The following is a 19,464-nucleotide window of genomic DNA, read 5'->3' on the forward strand; positions in this document are numbered from 1 at the left end:
TTTATTCCTTCCCTTCTTGTTGACCTTCTTGTTGATCTTCACGTTGCTTTTCTCTTCTTGATTCAAGTAGTGTGTCCAAGATAATAAGAGCTACCCCCACTACAATCGCAGAATCGGCAACGTTAAAAATCGGAAACGTATAGCTTCCAAAATTAAATTTAAAGAAATCAACGACTTCACCCATTAGCAGGCGATCCAAAAAGTTACCAATAGCTCCTGCAAGAACTAGTGATAAAGCCAGTGGGAGCAATTTATCAGGCTGGGATTTAATTTTTTGGATATACCAAACGAGTGCGATTACCACAATAATGGTTACTACAATAAAAAACCAACGCTGATCTTGGAGAATACCGAAAGCCGCTCCCCGGTTACGGTGAGAAGTAATATAGAAAAAGTCTCCGATCACCGAAATTTCTTGGCCCAAATCCATATTGGTTTTGACGAGCCATTTACTTCCTTGATCCACCAGAAAAATAATCAAAGCAATAACGTAATAGATCACCGTGTTTTTGTCACTCCGTTCATTGTCTTTTACCATTCGATGGGTAATGCCTTATTTATTGTAGCACACCCGCTGGAACAGCGTCTATTTGAAGTGATAGAGAGAGTTCACTCCCAATTATGCAAAATACACCTTCTCTAAAACCTTTGCTTTTTGCGCACTCTATACAGACACCAAGACAGTGCAATTTTATTACTACACAAGCAAGTAACAAGTAAAGGAGCATTCATGCCCATGACGCATCTTAGTAAGCAAGAGATGGAAGGTTTGCGCAAGCAGCTTCTTGAGCGAAAACAAGATATTGAACACCGTGACAAAACCAATGATCACTATGGACTTAGCGGCTCCATGCGTTATCAAGCAGGAGAACTTTCCACGATTGATAATCATCCCGGTGATGTAGGTACTGAAATGTTCGAACGAGCAAAAGACATTTCCTTAAACGAACATGATGAATTTATGCTGGAGCGCATCGACTCTGCATTAGCCCTTATGGAAAAAGGCGATTACGGCGTATGCGCCGTATGCAGTAAGCCGATTCCTTACGAACGGCTAGAAGCTGTACCCTATACCATTTATTGTAGAGAACATGCCCCAGAAACCGTCGTTTCTAATGATCGCCCAGTCGAAGAAGAGTTCCTTACCCCTCCATTTGGCAGAACAAGCCTGGATGAAAAGGATACTCAGAATGGTTTTGACGGCGAAGATGCCTGGCAAATCGTTGAAAGCTGGGGAAACTCTAATACTCCTGCTCTAGCTGAAAGCAATAACGTTGATGATTACAATGCGATGTACATTGAAGCATCGGAAGAAATTGATGGATGCGTGGAAGCTTACGAAAGCTTTCTGGCAACCGATATCTATGGAGAAAATGTATATGTTCTAAGAAATAACCAATATCGTAAATACCTTGAGGATGACGAAGGAATGAACATTCTTGCCCCCGATGTTCTTCCGGGTGACGATTAAATCACAGCGTATCCAGCTCTAATTGTCTTTGAACAATACGTACGATATCTGCAATGTAGTCTCCAACGATGGGTAGATTTAACGCTCCCAGCATCTGAAGGAGATATATGATGGTTGCTGCAAAAAAGGTAAAACCAATCGCTATTCCGACTCCTCTTGCCGTACCTGAAAGAATATTAAGCCAAATGAGTCGCGCCGGTCTATATAAGAGCTGTGTATAATCAGCAATTCGTGACTTCTCAAGGCTCGTAGCTAATTTTTGTAACAACCCGTGCATTTCATCAATTTGCTCTTCAAGTTCTTTTATTTCATCTGATGCTTTCTGATTTGTGGTCATCGCTAAGTGGTCTTATCCTTTCCTTTATAGGATTAAAAAAGCGGAAACGAGCCAGGGGAAATGTATTTCCCTCAGGCTCGTTTTTACATATCGTTCTTTATGCTATTATATCCGCTTTAAAACCGAATTAGCCTCTACCTATACATATCTTACGAGATTTTAACACCAATCGTTTTAGATCCCGCTTCTACTTTTTCCATATCTTCCGAAGTACCAAAGGAAACATCGGTTACGAGTACATTTTCACGAAGTACATCTTCAAATGCTTCAATCGCCGCTTTTAGCTCATTATCAACATCAAGCATAAGGTTTACTCGTTTTTCAATTGGAAGATCCAGTTTCTTTCTTGTATCCTGAACGGCACGAACAACCTCGCGAACCAAACCTTCTTGCTCAAGTTCTGGTGTGATTTCCGTGTTCAGCGCAACAGTCAGACCGTAACCCGATGCGGCAGCAAATCCTTCTTTTGCTTTTTTCTCGATCAGAAGTTCCTCGCTAGTAACGTGAAGTTCAGTTCCTTCTGGGGAGACAATGTTGAATTCTCCAGACTCTACAACCGAACGAGTTTCATCTGCGGTCATGCCTTTAAAATGGTTTTGCAGGAAGCCTACATTTTTACCGTATTTTTTACCTGCTACTTTCAAATTCAATTTCAATGAGAAATCAACAAAGCCGCTGTCGCTTGTTTCTACTTCAATTGTTTTCACATTGATCTCATCTTTGATGATCTCTTCATATCCTGGCAGATCGAAATCTTGATGCAGAGATACAATCAGAGCGGACAAAGGCTGACGTGTCTTAATTCCTGTCTCATTACGAACGTTCCGCGCAAGTTCAACAATATTACGTGCTGTCTCCATATCTTGCTCGAGTTTTTCGTCAATGAGAGATTCATTGGCAACCGGATAATCAGCCAAGTGAACGCTGCCTTCACCGCCAAGGTTTCCGTATACATCTTCAGCCAACATTGGTGTAAATGGCGCCATTACTTTGGACAAAGTAAGCAGCACTTCTGTCAGCGTACCATAAGCAGCCAGTTTGTCTTCGCTAAGGCCACTTCCCCAGAAACGATCACGGGAACGGCGGATATACCAGTTACTCAGCTCATCAACGAATACTTCGATCGATTTCGCAGCATTCAGGAAGTCATTCACTTCAAGTCCTTTACGAACTTTGGCAATGAGCGAGTTCAGACGTGACAGCACCCAGCGATCCAGCTTGTTCTCAGAGCCGTTAAACGGATGCTCTTTTGGATCATATCCATCAATATCAGCATACAGCGCAAGGAACGCATGTGTATTTACAATCGTGTCAATCACTTTTGATTTTGCTTCGCCTACGATCCCTTTGGAGAAACGTTTGCTGTTCCAAGGCGCACTGTCTGCAAGTAGTGCCCAGCGGAATGCATCTGTACCATATTCATTAATGATCTCCCATGGATCAATTACATTTCCTTTCGATTTGGACATTTTTTGTCCATTCTCATCCAGGATATGACCTGTTGCCATAACTGCTTTATAAGGAGCTTTGCCAGTAAATAAAGTGGATACCGCAAGCAAGCTGTAGAACCAACCACGAGTCTGGTCAATCCCTTCACAGATCATGTCTGCAGGATACTGCTGTTCAAATGTTTCCTTATTCTCAAAAGGATAGTGATGCTGTGCAAATGGCATCGAACCACTGTCAAACCATACATCAATCACTTCGGAAGTTCTTTCCATTACCCCATTTTCACAGTGTGTACAGTGTACTTTCACTTCATCTACATATGGCTTATGAAGTTCAAGATCCTCACTCACTTCGCCTACCGCATGTTTACGAAGTTCCTCATGGCTATGCGGTGAAAATTGTCCATCGCAGTCCTGACATACCCATACGTTCAGTGGAGTACCCCAGTAGCGGTTACGGCTGATATTCCAGTCAACGAGATCTTCAAGGAACTTACCGAAACGTCCTTCACGAACATGACCAGGATACCATTCTACTGTATTGTTATTGGCAATCAGCTGATCTTTCACAGCTGTTGTTTCGATAAACCAGCTGTCCATAGCATAGTAGAGAAGCGGTGATTTACAACGCCAGCAGAACGGATAGCTGTGTTCGATTTTTTCTTTGCTGTAAAGCGTGCCTTGTTCGGACAGATACTTCACGATATCAAGGTCACAATCTTTTACAAAACGTCCTGCAAAGTCAGTAACTTCTTCTGTATACTTCCCTGCGGAATTAACTACACTTACAAAGCTGATTCCATTCTCACGACAAGTTTTATAGTCATCTTCCCCGTGAGCAGGAGCCATATGAACGATACCTGTACCGCTTGCATCTGTTACAAAGCTTGCTCCAACTACAATGTTTGCTTTTTCTGCTTTGATGTAATTAAACGGCGGTGTATAAGTAAGACCCACAAGCTCCGAACCTTTCAGTGTAGAAAGAACTTCATAATCGCCTTTCATCACTTTTTCTACCAAGTTCTTCGCCACGATGTATGTGCCGTCTTCTTGTTTCACTCGTGCATATTCCATGTCTGGATTTACAGCAAGTGCCACGTGAGCAGGAAGCGTCCAAGGTGTTGTCGTCCAAGCCAGAATATATTCATCACGATCATCCAGTTTGAATTTGGCTGTTGCACTCAGATCCTTAACGTCTTCGTATCCTTGAGCTACTTCATGAGAACTAAGCGTTGTCTGACAGCAAGGACAGTATGGGCTAACACGATGTCCGCGATAAAGAAGCCCTTTGTCATGGATCGTTGCAAGAATATTCCACACACTTTCGATGTATTTGTTATCAAGTGTAACGTAAGGATGATCCAAATCCGTCCAGTACCCGATTGCCTCGGTTAGTTCACGCCATTTGTGCTCATATTCAAACACACTAGCTTTACACTTCTTGATAAAAGCTTCTACGCCGTAGTTTTCAATCTCATGTTTTCCGTTGATGCCAAGCTGCTTCTCTACACCAAGCTCTACGGGAAGGCCGTGAGTATCCCATCCTGCTTTACGGACCACACGGTAGCCGTTCATCGTTTGATAGCGACCTACAAAGTCTTTAATAACGCGGCCAAGTACGTGCCCGATATGCGGAGCACCATTCGCTGTAGGAGGTCCTTCATAGAGAACGTAATTGGGCCTACCTTCACGATTCTCAATTGATTTTTTAAATGTATCTTCTGCATTCCATTTACTGAGGATGCGCTGCTCGCGAGCGCGAGCTTTTTCTTTGACATCGACTCGTTTCATCTTCAAACTCCCTTTCTTTATAGCGCATTACTATATTTAGAAAAATAAAAAAAGCCTCATCCCAAAAGGGACGAGACTGTTCTCGCGTTACCACCCTAGTTCCATCTCCAGCCTGCTCGCTTTAATCAAATTCATGATCATCACGATGAGCATAGAGACAGCTCTTTAATCCTTATGAAACTTCCATAAGGAGCCGATATAACGTTCGGCTTACGGTATCAGCTTATTCGTATCCGCAAGTACCATCGTAATATGCAGATCCTTTCGGCTTCACTTCTCCGGGAGGATATTCGGTCATGACCTGTTCATTGGCTTGCACCAACCGCCAACTCTCTGTGAACAATCTTCACAACGTACTGATTCCCATCATCAAAAATAAAATATGAAATTCATATAAGAATATTTATAGCCTCTTTTATAAAAAAAGTCAACCGGATCAATAGCCTGCAAATAGTTCATGATCCGCTCATATCTTTATCATATCCAAATAAATGAAATATTAATAAATTTCTTTCATTTCACGTTCATGCTCACGAAGCTCAAATTCTCGGTTCTCCAACGCTTCCCATCCATCCTGTGTCAATAATTCAAGCTGAGCTTCCACAAGCGTACGGAAACGCGCTCGATAGATCGAAGCCTGTTTCTTCAGCTCTTCTACTTCCATCGAAATCTTGCGTGACTTCGACAAAGCTTCGTTTATGATGCGGTCTGCATTCTTCTCCGCTTCCTTCACGATCAGCTGCGCTTCTTTCTTCGAATTATTCTTCACTTCATCTGCAGCTTCTTGAGCAACGATAATAGTCTTACTCAGCGTCTCCTCAATGTTTGAGAAATGATCCAGCTTCTCCTGCACGGACAGCAGCTGGTTATTAAGTTCCTTATTCTCGCGGATCACAGCCTCATAATCTTTGATGACTTGATCCAGGAATTCGTTAACCTCATCCTCATCATACCCACGAATTCTGCGAGAGAACTCTTTATTATGTATGTCCAGCGGTGTAAGCGGCATACTGTCCACCTCCTATAAAATTAACCTCCGAAAAAGGAGATTTATGAAACAAAAAAAATAATGGTGAACCTTCTGCCACCATAGGGAGCAGAAGACTTACGGAATAATGTAATATTCACCACCTGTATATCAACATGTAGTTTATATCGGCAACTTCATACGTTGTCATAATGCCTAGACGTATACTTTTCGACAAGAAGAGCAGAATTCCTGCAACATACTTAGACAAATTTGCCGACTTTGACACGATAACGTCCTTTTTTAGTAACCCCATCTATTTCCACAACTTTAAAACGTCCTAACCCTTGAACAGATACTACGTCTCCTGCCCGAAGAGCTTTCGACGGATCTTCTGTTACTCGGAAGTTCACTTTACAGCGACCTGCCTTGATGGGCGTAAGAATTTTGCTGCGGCTAAGCCTGTACACATCACTTGCGATCCCGTCGAGACGCAAAGAAGCTACCGTCAGATCCATCATCTGAAGTGATACATCACTCGTCCGAAGCTGATCGATCGGCAGAATATCGGTAAATACATTCACACGGTGAACCTGATGCAGATGTATTGATAAATAATCTGCAACTTCTTTGGCTACTACCGTATGGCATCCATCATCAAGCACATGAATGTCTCCAATCTTACCCCTTTTCAGGCCAAGACTCAAGAGTGCACCCATATAATCCCCATGTTCGAGTTGTAGTAATTTTTGGTCGGCTGAAGTAATGGACAGCACAGCTAGTTCCATGCTCTCTTCTTCCAAGTAAGCATAATCCGGTGCTACCAGTGCACGTTTACGTTCAGCCGTTTCTGAACCCCCATCCAGATGTACCTGCACATCACTTCGGCGATTCATAAGTGTTTCCAAAATATAAGCCTGGCGAGGATCGAGAAAGTCCGTCAGTTTCATCTCATGAAACTGTCCCGCACGTTCGACCCACTCCCAGGCTTTGTCTACAAAATCCCGTTCATCGGGGTGAAAATGATCGTAAACTTCTGTTTTCATTTCAAGATCACCCTGCTTTGCATATCATACTTACCTAAAGGCATTCGTATAATCTACGTCAATATACTGCTTAGAATAGCAATGAGTCCCATTGCTGCATAACGCAGAGCAAAAAGCGCAATGATTGGAGAGATATCAATCATACCGAAGATTGGCGGTATAAAACGCCGGAAAGGCGCAAGATATGGCTCTACAAATTTGCCTATTATTTCTCCAAACTTACTCTCACGTGCATTAGGCAACCAAGACATTAAGATATAAATAAGAATCAGCCAGTAGTAAATATCTACTATAGCTGTGATTGCTTGAACTACAATCTCCAAAAACAATTCACCTCATTCTGCCGTAATCTGCGTCGCTCTCACTTTCAGCCAAAATCTCCGCGATTGTTCCTTGAATCTCCACCGTATCTGGTGTGCACAAGAAAATATTCCCGCCTATTTTGGAAATGCCCCCACCCAGTGCATATACCGTTCCGCTTAAGAAATCGATAATCCGCAAAGCTTGATCTTTGCGAACACGCTGAAGATTGATCACAACGGTGCGATGAGCACGAATATGATCCGCAATCTCTTGAGCTTCATCATAACTGCGTGGTTCGTAGAGAACGACTTTTACATTTTTTTGGGAATGGATACTCACCACATTATTTCCCTTCTGATTTCTACGTTTATCGAAGTTCGGGGTTTCAACTTCTTGTTCCTGTTCATCATTACGTGTATTATTTACTTGTTCACGCTCAATAATCTCTTCTTCTTCCTGCAACCCAAAAAAATTCATGAATTTATTCATTACACTCATCTCCTTAGTCCTCCTCTTTTCCTACAAGAACACTTCCCAGCCTTACCCAGGTAGCCCCTTCTTCAACAGCAACTTCATAATCATTCGACATTCCCATCGACAAATGGGTCAGCGGCTGATTCGTTAAAGCTTGTCTGTTCAAATCATCCCTTAGTTCACGAAGTCCGCGAAATACAGGGCGAGTACGTTCTGCATCTTCCTCAAAAGGAGCCATTGTCATTAATCCGGTAATATGAACATGAGGAAATTCACGAATTTGCTTGAGTAAAGGTACGACTTCTTCCGGCTCAAGACCATATTTTGATTCTTCTCCAGATATATTCACCTGAAGCATGCACTCTACTTGCAGATCACTCTGACCTGCCTTTTTCTCAATCTCTTTTGCAAGAGAAAGACGATCAAGTGAATGAATGTATGCGAATTTGCCAATAACATCTTTAACCTTATTGGTCTGCAAATGTCCTATGAAATGCCATATACCTCTATCGTGCAGTGCATTCCATTTGTCTTCAGCGTTTTGCCAGCGGTTCTCACCAATATGTATAAGTCCGTGATCCAGCACTTTACTGGTCATCGCAGTCGATACATATTTTGTAACGGCAATTACACCGACCTCTTCTCTATTTCGTCCGCTTCTTTTGCATGCGGCCGTTATACGCTCATCAACATGCTGAATTCTCTCCTCCAGTTGCAAGGAGGTCACCTCTCTTCCAATCCGATCCAGCTTGCCATACGACCCGTAATCCCGTTTTCCTTACGATAACTGAAGAACAATTCAGGATGGCAGCTTGTACACCATGAAGTAATTTCGATATGTTCCGGCAATATTCCTGCTTTTATCATAATGTGTCGATTCACTTCTTTCAAGTCAAGCATACTTTTTCCATCTGAAATCGGTTTATGGCAAGCTTCATAAGTACAACCTTTATGTTTGTCATTACCCTCTGAAACCTCATACCAAACCTTCACCTTATTCATCACATAGTCGTCTACCTCATAACAGCAGCTCCCTATAGACGGGCCAATTGCGGTTCTAATGTCATGACGATTACACCCATAATCCTCTTCCATTCGTGTAATCATTCGCTCCGCAATCCCGGCAACGGTGCCTTTCCAGCCCGCATGAGCAAGTCCAACAACTTCTTTCACCGGATCGAAGAAATACAAAGGTACACAATCGGCATAAAAGGAAGTTAACAGAATACCTCTTACGTTAGTAAGTAGTCCGTCCGTTTCCTGAAAAGCCGATTCGCGATCTAGAAAACCTCTGCCTTTATCTCGCTCGGTTACAATCGCAACCTCATTCTTATGCACTTGTTCTCCGCAAGTCCATGATTCTGGCTTCATACCGATTTCTTTAGCGATCCGCGTTCGGTTCTCGATAACATCCTGCGGATCATCCCCCACATGAAAAGCACAATTCAAACTGCTGTAAGGCGCTTTCCCTACTCCGCCCAAGCGGCTTGTATAACCAACTTTGAGTCCTATATCTGCCTCATAGCTTTTCCAAGGTTCTATTTCAAACAATCCCGGGCTCCCAGCAGCAGAATGATTCAAGCTGGGAGAATCTGAGGATGTTGTCTTTTTGAATACAAACGGTTCCATGAAAGTAAAATTCACCTCATCTTTTTTTACAGTGTAACAAAAATACAGCTAAATTGCTCATCCACCTTCGCTTAGAGGAAAGACTCCACCTTTTTCCACTCTTTTTTCAAAACCCGCGCCGCTGCTCCTCCCGGCTTCGTTCCCATCGTTCTGAGCTTGGCTGCTCTCCATCGCCCGGATGCTCCTTGATCTCATCCATCTTAACAAGCACCACATCTGATCCGATTTTGACAATATTACGCCATGGAATGATTAGGTCTGCTCCACCGCCGAATAACCCCATAAACCGGCTGTAACTCGGGACAACAATCGCATCAATTCGCCCATTCCTAAGGTCAAGTTCCAGATCACTAATCTGGCCAAGCCTTTTTCCATCGATAATGTTGATCACGTCTTTGGTTTGAAAATCCGAAATTTTCATCGCTCTTACCGTTAAATCTCCTGAACTCATCCCTTATCACATCCCGCTTTATGTGCTTATAATTTACTATATGATTCATTCGCCCAAAATGTACATATTTTTAAGATCGTTGCAACAAGCTTTAAAAACTCTTGTAAAAAAAGATAAAACCTTTATTTCTGCCTAAGGCAAAAATAAAGGTTTAGGAATTTAGTTCAGTATGCAATTTAACTAAATACATTGCATTTTCCTTGTACTGCAACAACCTTACGTCTTCACATGTTTCTGCATTTGCTGGATCGCTGACTTTTCAAGACGAGACACTTGAGCCTGAGAAATACCGATCTCATCTGCTACTTCCATTTGCGTTTTTCCTTCAAAGAAGCGCATAGACAATATCATTTTTTCCCGCTGACCCAGCCTGAGCATCGCTTCTCTAAGAGCAATTTCTTCAATCCAGGTCACATCCTTATTCCTGTCGTCACTGATCTGATCCATTACATAGATCGGATCACCACCGTCATGGTAGATCGGTTCGAACAAGGATACCGGATCTTGAATCGCATCTAGCGCAAACACGACATCTTCTTTGGGCACACCCAGCACCTCAGATATCTCGGAAACAGTAGGTTCCCTCGAATTGAGATTGGTTAGTGCATCCCTGACTTGCAGTGCTTTGTATGCGATGTCTCTCAGAGATCTTGATACACGAATCGGATTGTTATCACGAAGGTATCTGCGAATCTCACCGATAATCATCGGTACGGCATACGTGGAGAATTTTACATTTTGAGACAAATCAAAGTTATCGATGGCTTTCATCAAACCAATACAACCGACCTGAAACAAATCGTCAACGAATTCTCCCCGGTTATTGAAACGTTGAATGACACTGAGTACTAATCGCAGATTGCCATTCACCAATTTCTCTCTAGCTGAGCGCTCATTATTTTGCTGTAGATTTGTAAATAACTCACGCATCTCTACGTTGGTTAGGACCGGCAGTTTCGCGGTATCCACGCCACAAATCTCGACTTTATTACGAGTCATCGTGATTTACCTCCCAAGGAGAAACATTAATGTACATTATCTCCCTGAGCGGTGTTTTTATTCCAAAAATAAAACCTTACCAGTTATAACCAAGACTTGATTTTACACCATTTTATTGAATTCCTTACGCAGCCGCTTAATGATTCTTTTTTCGAGCCGAGAAATATAAGACTGGGAAATGCCCAGCATGTCCGCAACATCTTTTTGTGTTTTTTCTTCCCCGTCTTGAAGTCCGAACCTTAGTTCCATGATCATGCGCTCTCGATCTGTCAGCTTGTCTAATGCTTTGTGCAACAGTTTCCGATCTACCTGCTCTTCAATATTTCGGTAAATCGTATCATTCTCGGTACCCAGTACATCGGAAAGCAGCAGCTCATTTCCATCCCAGTCGATATTCAGCGGCTCATCAAAAGACACTTCTGACCGGATCTTACTGTTACGCCGCAAGTACATCAATATTTCATTCTCAATACACCGGGAAGCATAGGTCGCCAGCTTAATTTTTTTCTCTGGGTCAAATGTGTTCACTGCCTTGATTAGACCAATTGCCCCAATAGAGATTAAATCTTCAATGTTAATGCCGGTATTCTCAAATTTGCGAGCAATGTATACGACAAGCCGGATGTTTCTTTCAATCAGCATCGCCCGGATCGCAGGGTCGCCTGTCTGCAATTTTTGCAGTAAAAATTCTTCCTCTTCCCTTGTCAGCGGCGGGGGCAGTGCTTCACTTCCACCAATATAATAAATCTCTTCGCTTTTTAGCCCAAACAAAAATAAAAATCTGTAATATTGCAGCTGTACGGCAAGTTTCCATTTGACGAGCATGTACACTTCCTCCTATACCACGTTCAGCGGCTTTTCTGTTTGACCGGCCGTTGTTTTGACTACAGCAGGTTCTTGCACATATTCCGGGTGAATGATGGCCTGATACTTCCCTTCCGAGGATAACTTCCCTCCATCGAGTCCAATCAAGGTACGTCTTGGTGTATAGCAAGTCCCGTTCATCATTACTTTTACCGAGTCTGGTTTAAGTGCAAGCATAAACGATGTTCCTTTGTTAATTCCCCGGTAAGGTATAAGCCTGAGACGATCCTGCCAGATGAACTCCTCTTCGAGCTCCATAATTAACGTGTCTGCCGAAACTTCTGAGATTCTTCCTTTCCAAGAAGGGGGTAGATAGGATTCCCACAACGAAGCTTCCATCACGGTAACCGGTGTCCGTGTGAGTGGATCCGTAAGCTGATTCCCTGTATCCACAAGCCCCGTACAAGTTACTTCCACTCCTCCTATCTCAACAATAATGTCTCCGAAAAAAACAGACATCTGTTCCGTCTTTCTTTTGCTTGACTGCACTCCTTTAAAAACAAGCAGAACCGCAAAAAAAGTAATAAATACAAACCAAAAGCCAACCTGGAGTTCAAAAGAGACTCCGCCTGTCGTCGTAAATAAAATACCATTAAATAAATCAGCTGAACTCTGCAGCATATAATGAACGCCAAGCACGCCGCCCGCTGCCACAAAATTAACTACATAAAACGTCCCTATTGTTTTTGTAAATGCTTGTAAACTATGAAATCCAAATGCGGTCCAGATCATAAACAGGGATAATGTGAATTTAATTAAGAACGTGTACAAAAAAGTAAGTTCCGGAACAAACATCATTACTACATACAAAGCCCCGATGATCGAAGAAATGATCATTCTCCACCATTTTGGCTTTTTCTTCTGCATCCAAGCGGTAAGGAACAGCAGCACCCAGTCAATAAGCAGGTTCGTTAGAAAAATCAAGTCGATATATACAACCAGGTCCTCTCACCTGCCTTACATAAATCATGAATACATTCAGTATAAGGAGAAGATATCTCAAAGTCTGTCTAAACGTGGGAAGTGATTTGTACTATTTTTGTCGTAAAAAGAAAATAAAAAAAACTGTAGACAAACTAGTTTTAGGCTAGTTTGTCTACAGTCTGCCAGCAGTCCATTGGACTGCAGTTCGTTATGCATAAAAAGACGATTATTCGTTATGATTGCTGCCATTATTTCTCGAGCGATTACGTAAGAAAGTCGGAATATCAAGTTGATCCGAACCCGGCCCATTACTGAACGGTTTCAGGTTGTTGTTTGATGGACGGCTCTCTTGCGGTTCAGTAGATTGAACCGGTTTGCGAGTAGACTGCGGGATAGGATCCGGCTTACTCTCGAATCCTGTCGCGATAACCGTAACTTTGATTTCCTCTTTCAGGTTCTCGTCAATGATCGCACCAAAGATCATATTCACTTCCAGATCGGAAGCAGAAGTAACAATCTCGGCTGCTTCATTTACCTCATACAAGGACAGGTTAGAACCACCTGTAATGTTCATGATAACACCGCGAGCTCCTTCAATCGAAGTCTCCAGAAGCGGACTCATAATTGCTTTGCGTGCAGCTTCTGCAGCCCGATTCTCTCCCGTAGCCATACCGATACCCATAAGTGCAGAACCGCGTTCTGTCATAATGGTTTTTACATCGGCAAAGTCAAGGTTGATAAGACCCGGAACTTGGATCAAGTCAGAGATACCTTGTACTGCTTGGCGAAGAACATTATCTGCTTCGCGGAAAGCTTCAAGCATTGGAGTCTTTTTGTCTACAATCTCAAGCAAACGATCATTTGGAATCACAATCAGTGTATCTACTTTTTCTTTGAGAGCTTCAATACCGTGCTCTGCTTGATTGTAACGTTTACGTCCTTCGAATGTAAATGGACGTGTAACCACACCAACTGTTAACGCTCCGCACTCTTTAGCGATCTCAGCGATAACAGGAGCAGCACCTGTTCCTGTACCTCCGCCCATACCAGCAGTAACGAACACCATGTCCGCACCTTTTAAGGTATTCGCAATCAGATCACGAGACTCTTCTGCAGCCTTTTTACCTACTTCTGGATTAGCACCAGCGCCAAGTCCTCTTGTGAGCTTATCACCGATTTGAAGTTTGTGTTCTGAGCGGGCTAAATGAAGTGCTTGAGCATCCGTATTCACCGTAATGAATTCGACTCCTTGCACACCATTCTCAATCATTCGATTAACAGCATTACTTCCGCCGCCACCGACACCTATTACTTTTATCTGAGCCAAGCTCTCCATATCGAAATCAAATTCCAACATACTTTTCCATCTCCCCCTCATGTGTGCATGGATGGCTCGTCCACGTTCCGAAAATGAATCCAGACCATTTCATATATCGACGAACAATACCATTTCGTAAAGATCACTCGAAAACGAATCGTTCAAGGATCTATGAAATGGATTCAGACATGCTATATCAATTCACTGAACATATTTTTTAAGCGTTCGAAAAACCCCGGTTTTTGTTCTTCTTCCGGAGCCGGATTCGGCTTAACTCGATTGGTTGGTTTTTTGTTATTGCTTCCGCCACCAGGATTATTATTCGCTGGTCTTACTTTGATACCACGAATGACGTTATGCAAAATCCCCACACCGCTCGTATAGCCTGGATCCCTTACACCGATATAATCCGGCACTGCGATTCTAACTGAAGCAGCAAGTTCATGTCTAGCAACCTGTAACACACCTGGCATCGCTACAGTACCGCCTGTTAGTATATAACCTCCAGGTAGCTCTGTATAACCCAGTCGCTTCACTTCTTGATGAATTAATTGGAAGATTTCTTGCACACGAGGTTCTATGATCGCTGCCAAATCTTCCTGAGTAAATTCTTTATCCACGTTACTGCCAATACGTGTTACTTTGAATACTACATCACTAGCTGCATCATCAAGCCAAGCACAGCCATACTTAAGCTTGACCTTCTCAGCTTGCTCTGTCAAGGTTCGCAGTCCGTAAGCAATATCGTTAGTAACAAACTCACCACCGATTGGTAGTGTCGAAGTTGCCACCATGGAGCCTTCCTCAAACACGGCAATCGTGGTCATTCCTGCACCGATATCAACCAGTACAGAACCCATTCCTTTTTCATCTTTGGATAAGGACAATAGCCCCGCTCCAAGAGACATGAGCACCAGATCTTTCACTTTCAGTCCTGATTTCTCAACGCAGCGCAACAAGTTATGTATGGCAGTCTTCGCCCCTGTAATGATCGTCGCTTCAACTTCAAGACGAACACCGATCATACCGCGAGGATCCTGAATTCCTTCAAGACCATCAACTACATACTGCCTTGCCACAACATCTATGATCTCACGTTCCGGCGGGATCGCGATGACTTCTGCTGCTTTCAACACCCGTTCCATGTCTTCTTCACCGATCTCGCGGTCCTCATTTGATACTGCCACAACACCGTGGCTTGTCATAAGCCCGATATGATTTCCAGAGATCCCGACATAAACTTCGGATATTTGAATACCAACCATACGTTCCGCGTGATCTACTGCGTTGCGGATCGATTGTACAGTCTGGTCAATGTCTACAATTGCACCTTTACGAATTCCTTCTGAGTCGGCAGATCCAACTCCAATAATATTAAAGGTTCCATTATTAATTTCCCCAATAATAGCCCGAACTTTGGATGTACCGATGTCCAAACTAACAATGATGTCATTGTTGCTCAAGTCTGTGGCACCTCCTGACTCCGATTAATATACGTTCTTTTAAACAAACACTCTCTACATATTCAACACGTTTAAGGCTTTCCCTCTTTTTTCAACAAATTTTTTGGGTGCCTTCATATGGAGATAAGAAGCTCATATCAACTGCCTTTACTCAATTGATATAAGGTATGTCTCCTAATTGTCTCTAAGTTTGTTCACGAGTTTAACCGTCACAAACGATTCTAGTCAAATTTCAAAGAAAAAAGAAGGAAATGATAGCAAGATGCATATAGTGTAAAGTGTAACATTTTTTCATACGATCAGAAAGTGCTATCTTCACACGTCCATTGTTTTCCATTATAATTGCATAAATTTAGATCATTCAGCTGTCTCTAATTCCTCATCTTCCTCTGTGTCTGGAATAAAAGGTTCATAGGAATCTGCTTCAAGCATGGTGATGATCCCTGGTTTCTCCGTTTCAATCACTTGATTCAAATAGCTTACCTTATCTTCTAACAAGGAAACCGTAGTAATCACTTCAAACTGTGATTTCGTGTAAAGTTTAATTCGATCAGGAAACGACGGGGTAGGCGATGGCATAATTTCAGAAATATCTGTGGTGAGTTCATTCGGTATGTTCTTAAGGATCTCAGACAACTCTGTTTTTAACGGATTGCCATCCTCCCAATGTGTCAAGATCGGTTTTTCTACGGCCATTCCGCTATCAGGAAGCGTAACACTCACTCCACTGGATAAAATAGCATGAAGCTGTCCGTCTGCAGCCAGTTCGTAAGCTACTGGATCATATTCTTTAATGTGAATTACGATTGTACCTGGGAACTGCTTGTCCACTGTTGCCTCAGATACAGAAGCAATTTCTTCCAACTTCTTCTCTATATCACTGCCATTATCACTAAAAAACGGATTACCCACTTTAAGACCGCTCTTTGCTAGAATCTCATCTTTAGTAGTAAACACATTTCCATCAATCTGAACCTGAGAAATTTTGCTAACTGGCGATCTGAAAAATATAACAGCAAGTATAGCAATGAATAAAAGGATTAGGATCGTGATTAATTTACGGCTTGTTTTACGTTTTGGCATGCTCTCTTTTTTGAGAGCGGGCAATTGATTTTTTGGCATAAATCTCCGCTCCATAAAAGCCTCATTGTCCCCTCAAAAAGAGGGGACTTTCAAGGCAAGTTTGTGCTTAAAATGATACTGATTGGAATATATATAAGCATCGTTATTCTCACTGACCAAGGGGATAACAATTACGGTGCAACAAAGCTCACCGGCTGACGTTCCACAGAAGCCCCAAGTGATTGAAACAACTGCTCAATTCGATCATAACCCCGATCAATATGATGCACTTGTTCAACGACGGTTCTCCCTTGAGCGGCAAGTCCTGCAATAACAAGCGCAGCACCGGCGCGTAAATCGGTTGCTTCTACTGTGGCCCCATAAAGCCGTGGGACACCACGTATAAAAGCTGCGTTCATATCGACAGAAATATCAGCACCCATTACATTCAGTTCATCAACATGCTTAAATCTTGCTTCAAAGACCGTCTCCTTCATCACACTAAATCCATCTGCCAAACTGAGTAACACCATAACCTGTGATTGAAGATCTGTAGGAAACGAAGGGTATGGTGAAGTAACAATACGATCAACCGCTTTAGGTCGCCCCAAACAGCTTACGTTTATTATATCATTGCATACACTCGTTTGAACACCGGCGCGCTTCAGCACGTGGATAAGAGAATTTAAATGTGCAGGATTGCAGTGAGTAAGAGTGACATTTCCCCTTGTTGCAGCAGCTGCAATCAGCACTGTACCTGCCACAATCCGGTCCGGTATAATCTCATAGGTACAAGAGGTTAAATGATTGACTCCGTGAATCGTAATGGTACTCGTGCCCGCCCCGATAATGTTCGCTCCCATTGCATTCAGGAAATTTTGAAGATCCTGAATCTCGGGTTCTCTTGCTGCATTCGTGATCGTTGTCGTCCCTCTGGCTGTCGCGGCAGCCATCATAATATTTTCCGTGGCCCCGACACTTGGAAAATCAAGTTGTACATCTGCACCGATTAGTTTTTTAGCACGGCAGGTAATTTGAGAATCTTTCTCCTCAATAACCGCACCCAGCGCCTCGAGTCCCCTCAAATGCAGATCTATCTTTCTTTCTCCGATCGCACATCCCCCAGGCTGATAGATGGACACCTCTCCAAATCTTGCAAGCAAAGGACCCATTAAAAAAATGGAGGAGCGCATCTTGCTCATTAAGTCTTCCGGTACTCTAGCAGAACTGACTAAGGATGTGTCGATGGTTACTTTTCCTAAGTCATGTTTTGCACCACATCCGAGCCGTTCTAAAATGTGTAACATCACCTCAATGTCGAGCAAATGAGGTACATTATGGAGCTGCGTGTTTCCTTCTGCAAGTAAACTTGCTGCCATGATAGGCAAAGCAGCATTTTTAGCTCCATGGATACGTATGGATCCTGATAGGGGTTTCCCGCCTTCAATCACCAATTTGTCCAAGTGTATCACCTCCGAGTTTACCCGTTCACCCTAGTTCTTGATCGCTTCGACCCGGTTTATACCGTCCATTTCATTGCCTGATCGAGAAGCGTCCACAAGGTAGAACGTCCTCTGCTGTTTCTCTCCAGGAAGCGCATCAGCGTGATCTAGGCGCTGCTTTGCAATTCCCCTCAAGTCAGTTCAGCGGATAATAGTATTGTTTATGACACACCCGGACATTTACTTCGTCCAAAAGGTGAATGTCACAATTGATAAGGTATCTTATGTAAGGAGTACCTTGTGTGTGACAATCGCCTAGGGACAGTTTTACGTTGCATGGAGACTTTTATATTCCATTTATTTTCTTGTCGCAATACGTTTCATTTCAGCTACTAATAAGGAGGCAGAATCCGGTTTTCCCAGACGCTTTGAAGCTTCCGTCATAGAACGCTGAATCTTCTCATCTTTCATAATATCTTCAATATTCTGGAATAAAGCAATACCCGTAAGGTCCTTCTCAAGCAACATCCGAGCTGCTCCCGCTTTTTCCAGCGTTCTTGCATTCGCTTCTTGATGGTTATTGGTTACATTCGGTGAAGGAATGAGAATAGCAGGAATTCCAAGCGATGTAATCTCCGCAAGAAAAGAAGCGCCGGCCCGGTTAATGATTAACGAGGTAGCTGCCAGCACCTCAGGCATGTTGTGCACGTACGGTAGAACATGCAGATAACTTGGAATATGTCCTAAACGTTCCTTTATTGCCTGAAGTGTTGATTCATAATAGCCATCCCCTGTTACGTATACCACATGGACCTCGCCTAGGTTCTTCAGCTGATCCGCCATTTGGATCATTGCATCATTGATCGCTTTAGCTCCTCTGCTGCCGCCTACAATCAATACTACTTTACTCCCCTTCGGAATACCAAGCGAAGCAAATCCACGCTCCGGGTTCGCATGTTGTACCGTAGTAGCTCGCGGATTGCCGGTATATATGGTGTTCTTAGCGGAAGAGAAGGCTTGCTCAGCCCCTTCAAAGCTAACAGCCACCGTATCGACGTACCGACTCAAAAACTTGTTGGTGAGTCCAGGAATCGCATTTTGTTCATGTATAATGCTTGGGATACCTAGTTTTGCTGCAGCATACACAACAGGACCGCATACATAACCGCCAGTACCCACAACTACATCGGGTTTAAATTCCTTCAGCATTTTTCTGGATTCCTTTACTGCTTCAAGAAAACGAAGGATCGTTTTCACATTATCAAAAGATAACTTTCTTTTGAAACCAGATATTTCAATCGATTTAAAAGGGATGTTCTCTTGTGGAACAAGTTTGCTTTCCAGCCCCTTTTTACCTCCGATATATAAAAATTCCGCCGTTTTATCTTCTGATTCTAATTGTCTTGCGACAGCAACAGCCGGATAAATATGTCCGCCTGTTCCGCCGCCGGTTAGTACAACGCGCATGAATATCG

The 19,464-nt window shown here is 42.9% G+C and carries 19 protein-coding genes and 1 other annotated feature; of the genes, 1 reads left to right on the plus strand and 18 read right to left on the minus strand.

Annotation, left to right across the window (positions count from 1 at the left end):
• Nucleotide 1: 1 nt before the first annotated feature.
• Nucleotides 2–502, minus strand: coding sequence for a signal peptidase II (gene lspA, locus PV403_RS13630; RefSeq protein ID WP_213530274.1), 501 nt, complete (start codon nucleotides 500–502; stop codon nucleotides 2–4).
• Between the two features lie 234 nt (nucleotides 503–736).
• On the opposite strand from lspA, the gene PV403_RS13635 reads away from it, so the two are divergent.
• Nucleotides 737–1,471 carry a TraR/DksA C4-type zinc finger protein gene (locus tag PV403_RS13635; RefSeq protein WP_213529991.1) on the plus strand — a complete coding sequence of 245 codons (735 nt, stop codon included), beginning with the start codon at nucleotides 737–739 and terminating at the stop codon, nucleotides 1,469–1,471.
• A 1-nt stretch (nucleotide 1,472) separates the two neighbouring features.
• Here the strand turns inward: PV403_RS13635 and PV403_RS13640 are convergent, their stop codons facing one another.
• From PV403_RS13640 to murG, 17 genes are all read right to left on the minus strand, one after another.
• The gene (locus PV403_RS13640) at nucleotides 1,473–1,748 is read right to left on the minus strand and encodes a DUF5665 domain-containing protein (RefSeq protein ID WP_332085148.1); all 276 of its coding nucleotides are present in this window, start codon (nucleotides 1,746–1,748) and stop codon (nucleotides 1,473–1,475) included.
• 209 nt (nucleotides 1,749–1,957) lie between these two features.
• Entirely contained in the window at nucleotides 1,958–5,047 is a 3,090-nt protein-coding gene (gene ileS / locus PV403_RS13645) for an isoleucine--tRNA ligase (RefSeq protein WP_332085032.1), read from the minus strand.
• A 63-nt stretch (nucleotides 5,048–5,110) separates the two neighbouring features.
• Nucleotides 5,111–5,426: a binding site (T-box leader), on the minus strand.
• 120 nt (nucleotides 5,427–5,546) lie between these two features.
• The gene (locus PV403_RS13650; RefSeq protein WP_213529995.1) at nucleotides 5,547–6,056 is read right to left on the minus strand and encodes a DivIVA domain-containing protein; all 510 of its coding nucleotides are present in this window, start codon (nucleotides 6,054–6,056) and stop codon (nucleotides 5,547–5,549) included.
• Between the two features lie 221 nt (nucleotides 6,057–6,277).
• The gene (locus PV403_RS13655; RefSeq protein ID WP_332085033.1) at nucleotides 6,278–7,060 is read right to left on the minus strand and encodes a YlmH family RNA-binding protein; all 783 of its coding nucleotides are present in this window, start codon (nucleotides 7,058–7,060) and stop codon (nucleotides 6,278–6,280) included.
• Between the two features lie 53 nt (nucleotides 7,061–7,113).
• On the minus strand, nucleotides 7,114–7,389 hold the full coding sequence (locus tag PV403_RS13660) for a YggT family protein (protein WP_213529999.1): 276 nt from the start codon (nucleotides 7,387–7,389) through the stop codon (nucleotides 7,114–7,116).
• Nucleotide 7,390: 1 nt separating this feature from the next.
• A complete protein-coding gene (locus PV403_RS13665; RefSeq protein ID WP_213530000.1) occupies nucleotides 7,391–7,861 on the minus strand; it encodes a cell division protein SepF in 471 nt (156 codons plus the stop codon).
• A gap of 4 nt (nucleotides 7,862–7,865) precedes the next feature.
• Entirely contained in the window at nucleotides 7,866–8,555 is a 690-nt protein-coding gene (locus PV403_RS13670; RefSeq protein WP_332085034.1) for a YggS family pyridoxal phosphate-dependent enzyme, read from the minus strand.
• Nucleotides 8,556–8,560: 5 nt separating this feature from the next.
• Nucleotides 8,561–9,466 carry a peptidoglycan editing factor PgeF gene (gene pgeF / locus PV403_RS13675; protein ID WP_332085035.1) on the minus strand — a complete coding sequence of 302 codons (906 nt, stop codon included), beginning with the start codon at nucleotides 9,464–9,466 and terminating at the stop codon, nucleotides 8,561–8,563.
• A 106-nt stretch (nucleotides 9,467–9,572) separates the two neighbouring features.
• The gene (locus PV403_RS13680) at nucleotides 9,573–9,917 is read right to left on the minus strand and encodes a YlmC/YmxH family sporulation protein (protein ID WP_213530006.1); all 345 of its coding nucleotides are present in this window, start codon (nucleotides 9,915–9,917) and stop codon (nucleotides 9,573–9,575) included.
• Nucleotides 9,918–10,133: 216 nt separating this feature from the next.
• The gene (gene sigG, locus PV403_RS13685) at nucleotides 10,134–10,916 is read right to left on the minus strand and encodes an RNA polymerase sporulation sigma factor SigG (protein ID WP_160034231.1); all 783 of its coding nucleotides are present in this window, start codon (nucleotides 10,914–10,916) and stop codon (nucleotides 10,134–10,136) included.
• Between the two features lie 102 nt (nucleotides 10,917–11,018).
• Entirely contained in the window at nucleotides 11,019–11,741 is a 723-nt protein-coding gene (sigE, locus tag PV403_RS13690) for an RNA polymerase sporulation sigma factor SigE (protein ID WP_160034229.1), read from the minus strand.
• Between the two features lie 12 nt (nucleotides 11,742–11,753).
• The gene (spoIIGA, locus tag PV403_RS13695; RefSeq protein WP_332085149.1) at nucleotides 11,754–12,722 is read right to left on the minus strand and encodes a sigma-E processing peptidase SpoIIGA; all 969 of its coding nucleotides are present in this window, start codon (nucleotides 12,720–12,722) and stop codon (nucleotides 11,754–11,756) included.
• A gap of 208 nt (nucleotides 12,723–12,930) precedes the next feature.
• Nucleotides 12,931–14,061 (minus strand): cell division protein FtsZ, encoded by a 1,131-nt coding sequence (gene ftsZ / locus PV403_RS13700; RefSeq protein WP_213530008.1) that lies wholly within the window; start codon nucleotides 14,059–14,061, stop codon nucleotides 12,931–12,933.
• Nucleotides 14,062–14,213: 152 nt separating this feature from the next.
• The gene (ftsA, locus tag PV403_RS13705; RefSeq protein WP_213530010.1) at nucleotides 14,214–15,485 is read right to left on the minus strand and encodes a cell division protein FtsA; all 1,272 of its coding nucleotides are present in this window, start codon (nucleotides 15,483–15,485) and stop codon (nucleotides 14,214–14,216) included.
• Between the two features lie 357 nt (nucleotides 15,486–15,842).
• On the minus strand, nucleotides 15,843–16,607 hold the full coding sequence (locus tag PV403_RS13710; protein WP_332085038.1) for a cell division protein FtsQ/DivIB: 765 nt from the start codon (nucleotides 16,605–16,607) through the stop codon (nucleotides 15,843–15,845).
• A gap of 131 nt (nucleotides 16,608–16,738) precedes the next feature.
• A complete protein-coding gene (gene murA / locus PV403_RS13715; RefSeq protein WP_213530014.1) occupies nucleotides 16,739–18,010 on the minus strand; it encodes a UDP-N-acetylglucosamine 1-carboxyvinyltransferase in 1,272 nt (423 codons plus the stop codon).
• A 336-nt stretch (nucleotides 18,011–18,346) separates the two neighbouring features.
• Nucleotides 18,347–19,456 (minus strand): undecaprenyldiphospho-muramoylpentapeptide beta-N-acetylglucosaminyltransferase, encoded by a 1,110-nt coding sequence (gene murG, locus PV403_RS13720; protein WP_332085039.1) that lies wholly within the window; start codon nucleotides 19,454–19,456, stop codon nucleotides 18,347–18,349.
• Nucleotides 19,457–19,464 lie beyond the last annotated feature (8 nt).

The organism is Paenibacillus sp. GYB006 (assembly GCF_036577645.1).
GTDB lineage: Bacteria > Bacillota > Bacilli > Paenibacillales > Paenibacillaceae > Paenibacillus.

Coding starts and splice junctions, on each gene's coding strand:
- PV403_RS13635 (WP_213529991.1), top strand. CDS start 737: ATGACGCATCTTAGTAAGCAAGAGATGGAAGGTTTGCGCAAGCAGCTT.
- PV403_RS13640 (WP_332085148.1), bottom strand. CDS start 1,748: ATGCACGGGTTGTTACAAAAATTAGCTACGAGCCTTGAGAAGTCACGA.
- ileS (WP_332085032.1), bottom strand. CDS start 5,047: ATGAAACGAGTCGATGTCAAAGAAAAAGCTCGCGCTCGCGAGCAGCGC.
- PV403_RS13650 (WP_213529995.1), bottom strand. CDS start 6,056: ATGCCGCTTACACCGCTGGACATACATAATAAAGAGTTCTCTCGCAGA.
- PV403_RS13655 (WP_332085033.1), bottom strand. CDS start 7,060: ATGAAAACAGAAGTTTACGATCATTTTCACCCCGATGAACGGGATTTT.
- PV403_RS13665 (WP_213530000.1), bottom strand. CDS start 7,861: ATGAGTGTAATGAATAAATTCATGAATTTTTTTGGGTTGCAGGAAGAA.
- pgeF (WP_332085035.1), bottom strand. CDS start 9,466: ATGGAACCGTTTGTATTCAAAAAGACAACATCCTCAGATTCTCCCAGC.
- PV403_RS13680 (WP_213530006.1), bottom strand. CDS start 9,917: ATGAGTTCAGGAGATTTAACGGTAAGAGCGATGAAAATTTCGGATTTT.
- sigG (WP_160034231.1), bottom strand. CDS start 10,916: ATGACTCGTAATAAAGTCGAGATTTGTGGCGTGGATACCGCGAAACTG.
- sigE (WP_160034229.1), bottom strand. CDS start 11,741: ATGCTCGTCAAATGGAAACTTGCCGTACAGCTGCAATATTACAGATTT.
- ftsZ (WP_213530008.1), bottom strand. CDS start 14,061: ATGTTGGAATTTGATTTCGATATGGAGAGCTTGGCTCAGATAAAAGTA.
- PV403_RS13710 (WP_332085038.1), bottom strand. CDS start 16,607: ATGCCAAAAAATCAATTGCCCGCTCTCAAAAAAGAGAGCATGCCAAAA.
- murG (WP_332085039.1), bottom strand. CDS start 19,456: ATGCGCGTTGTACTAACCGGCGGCGGAACAGGCGGACATATTTATCCG.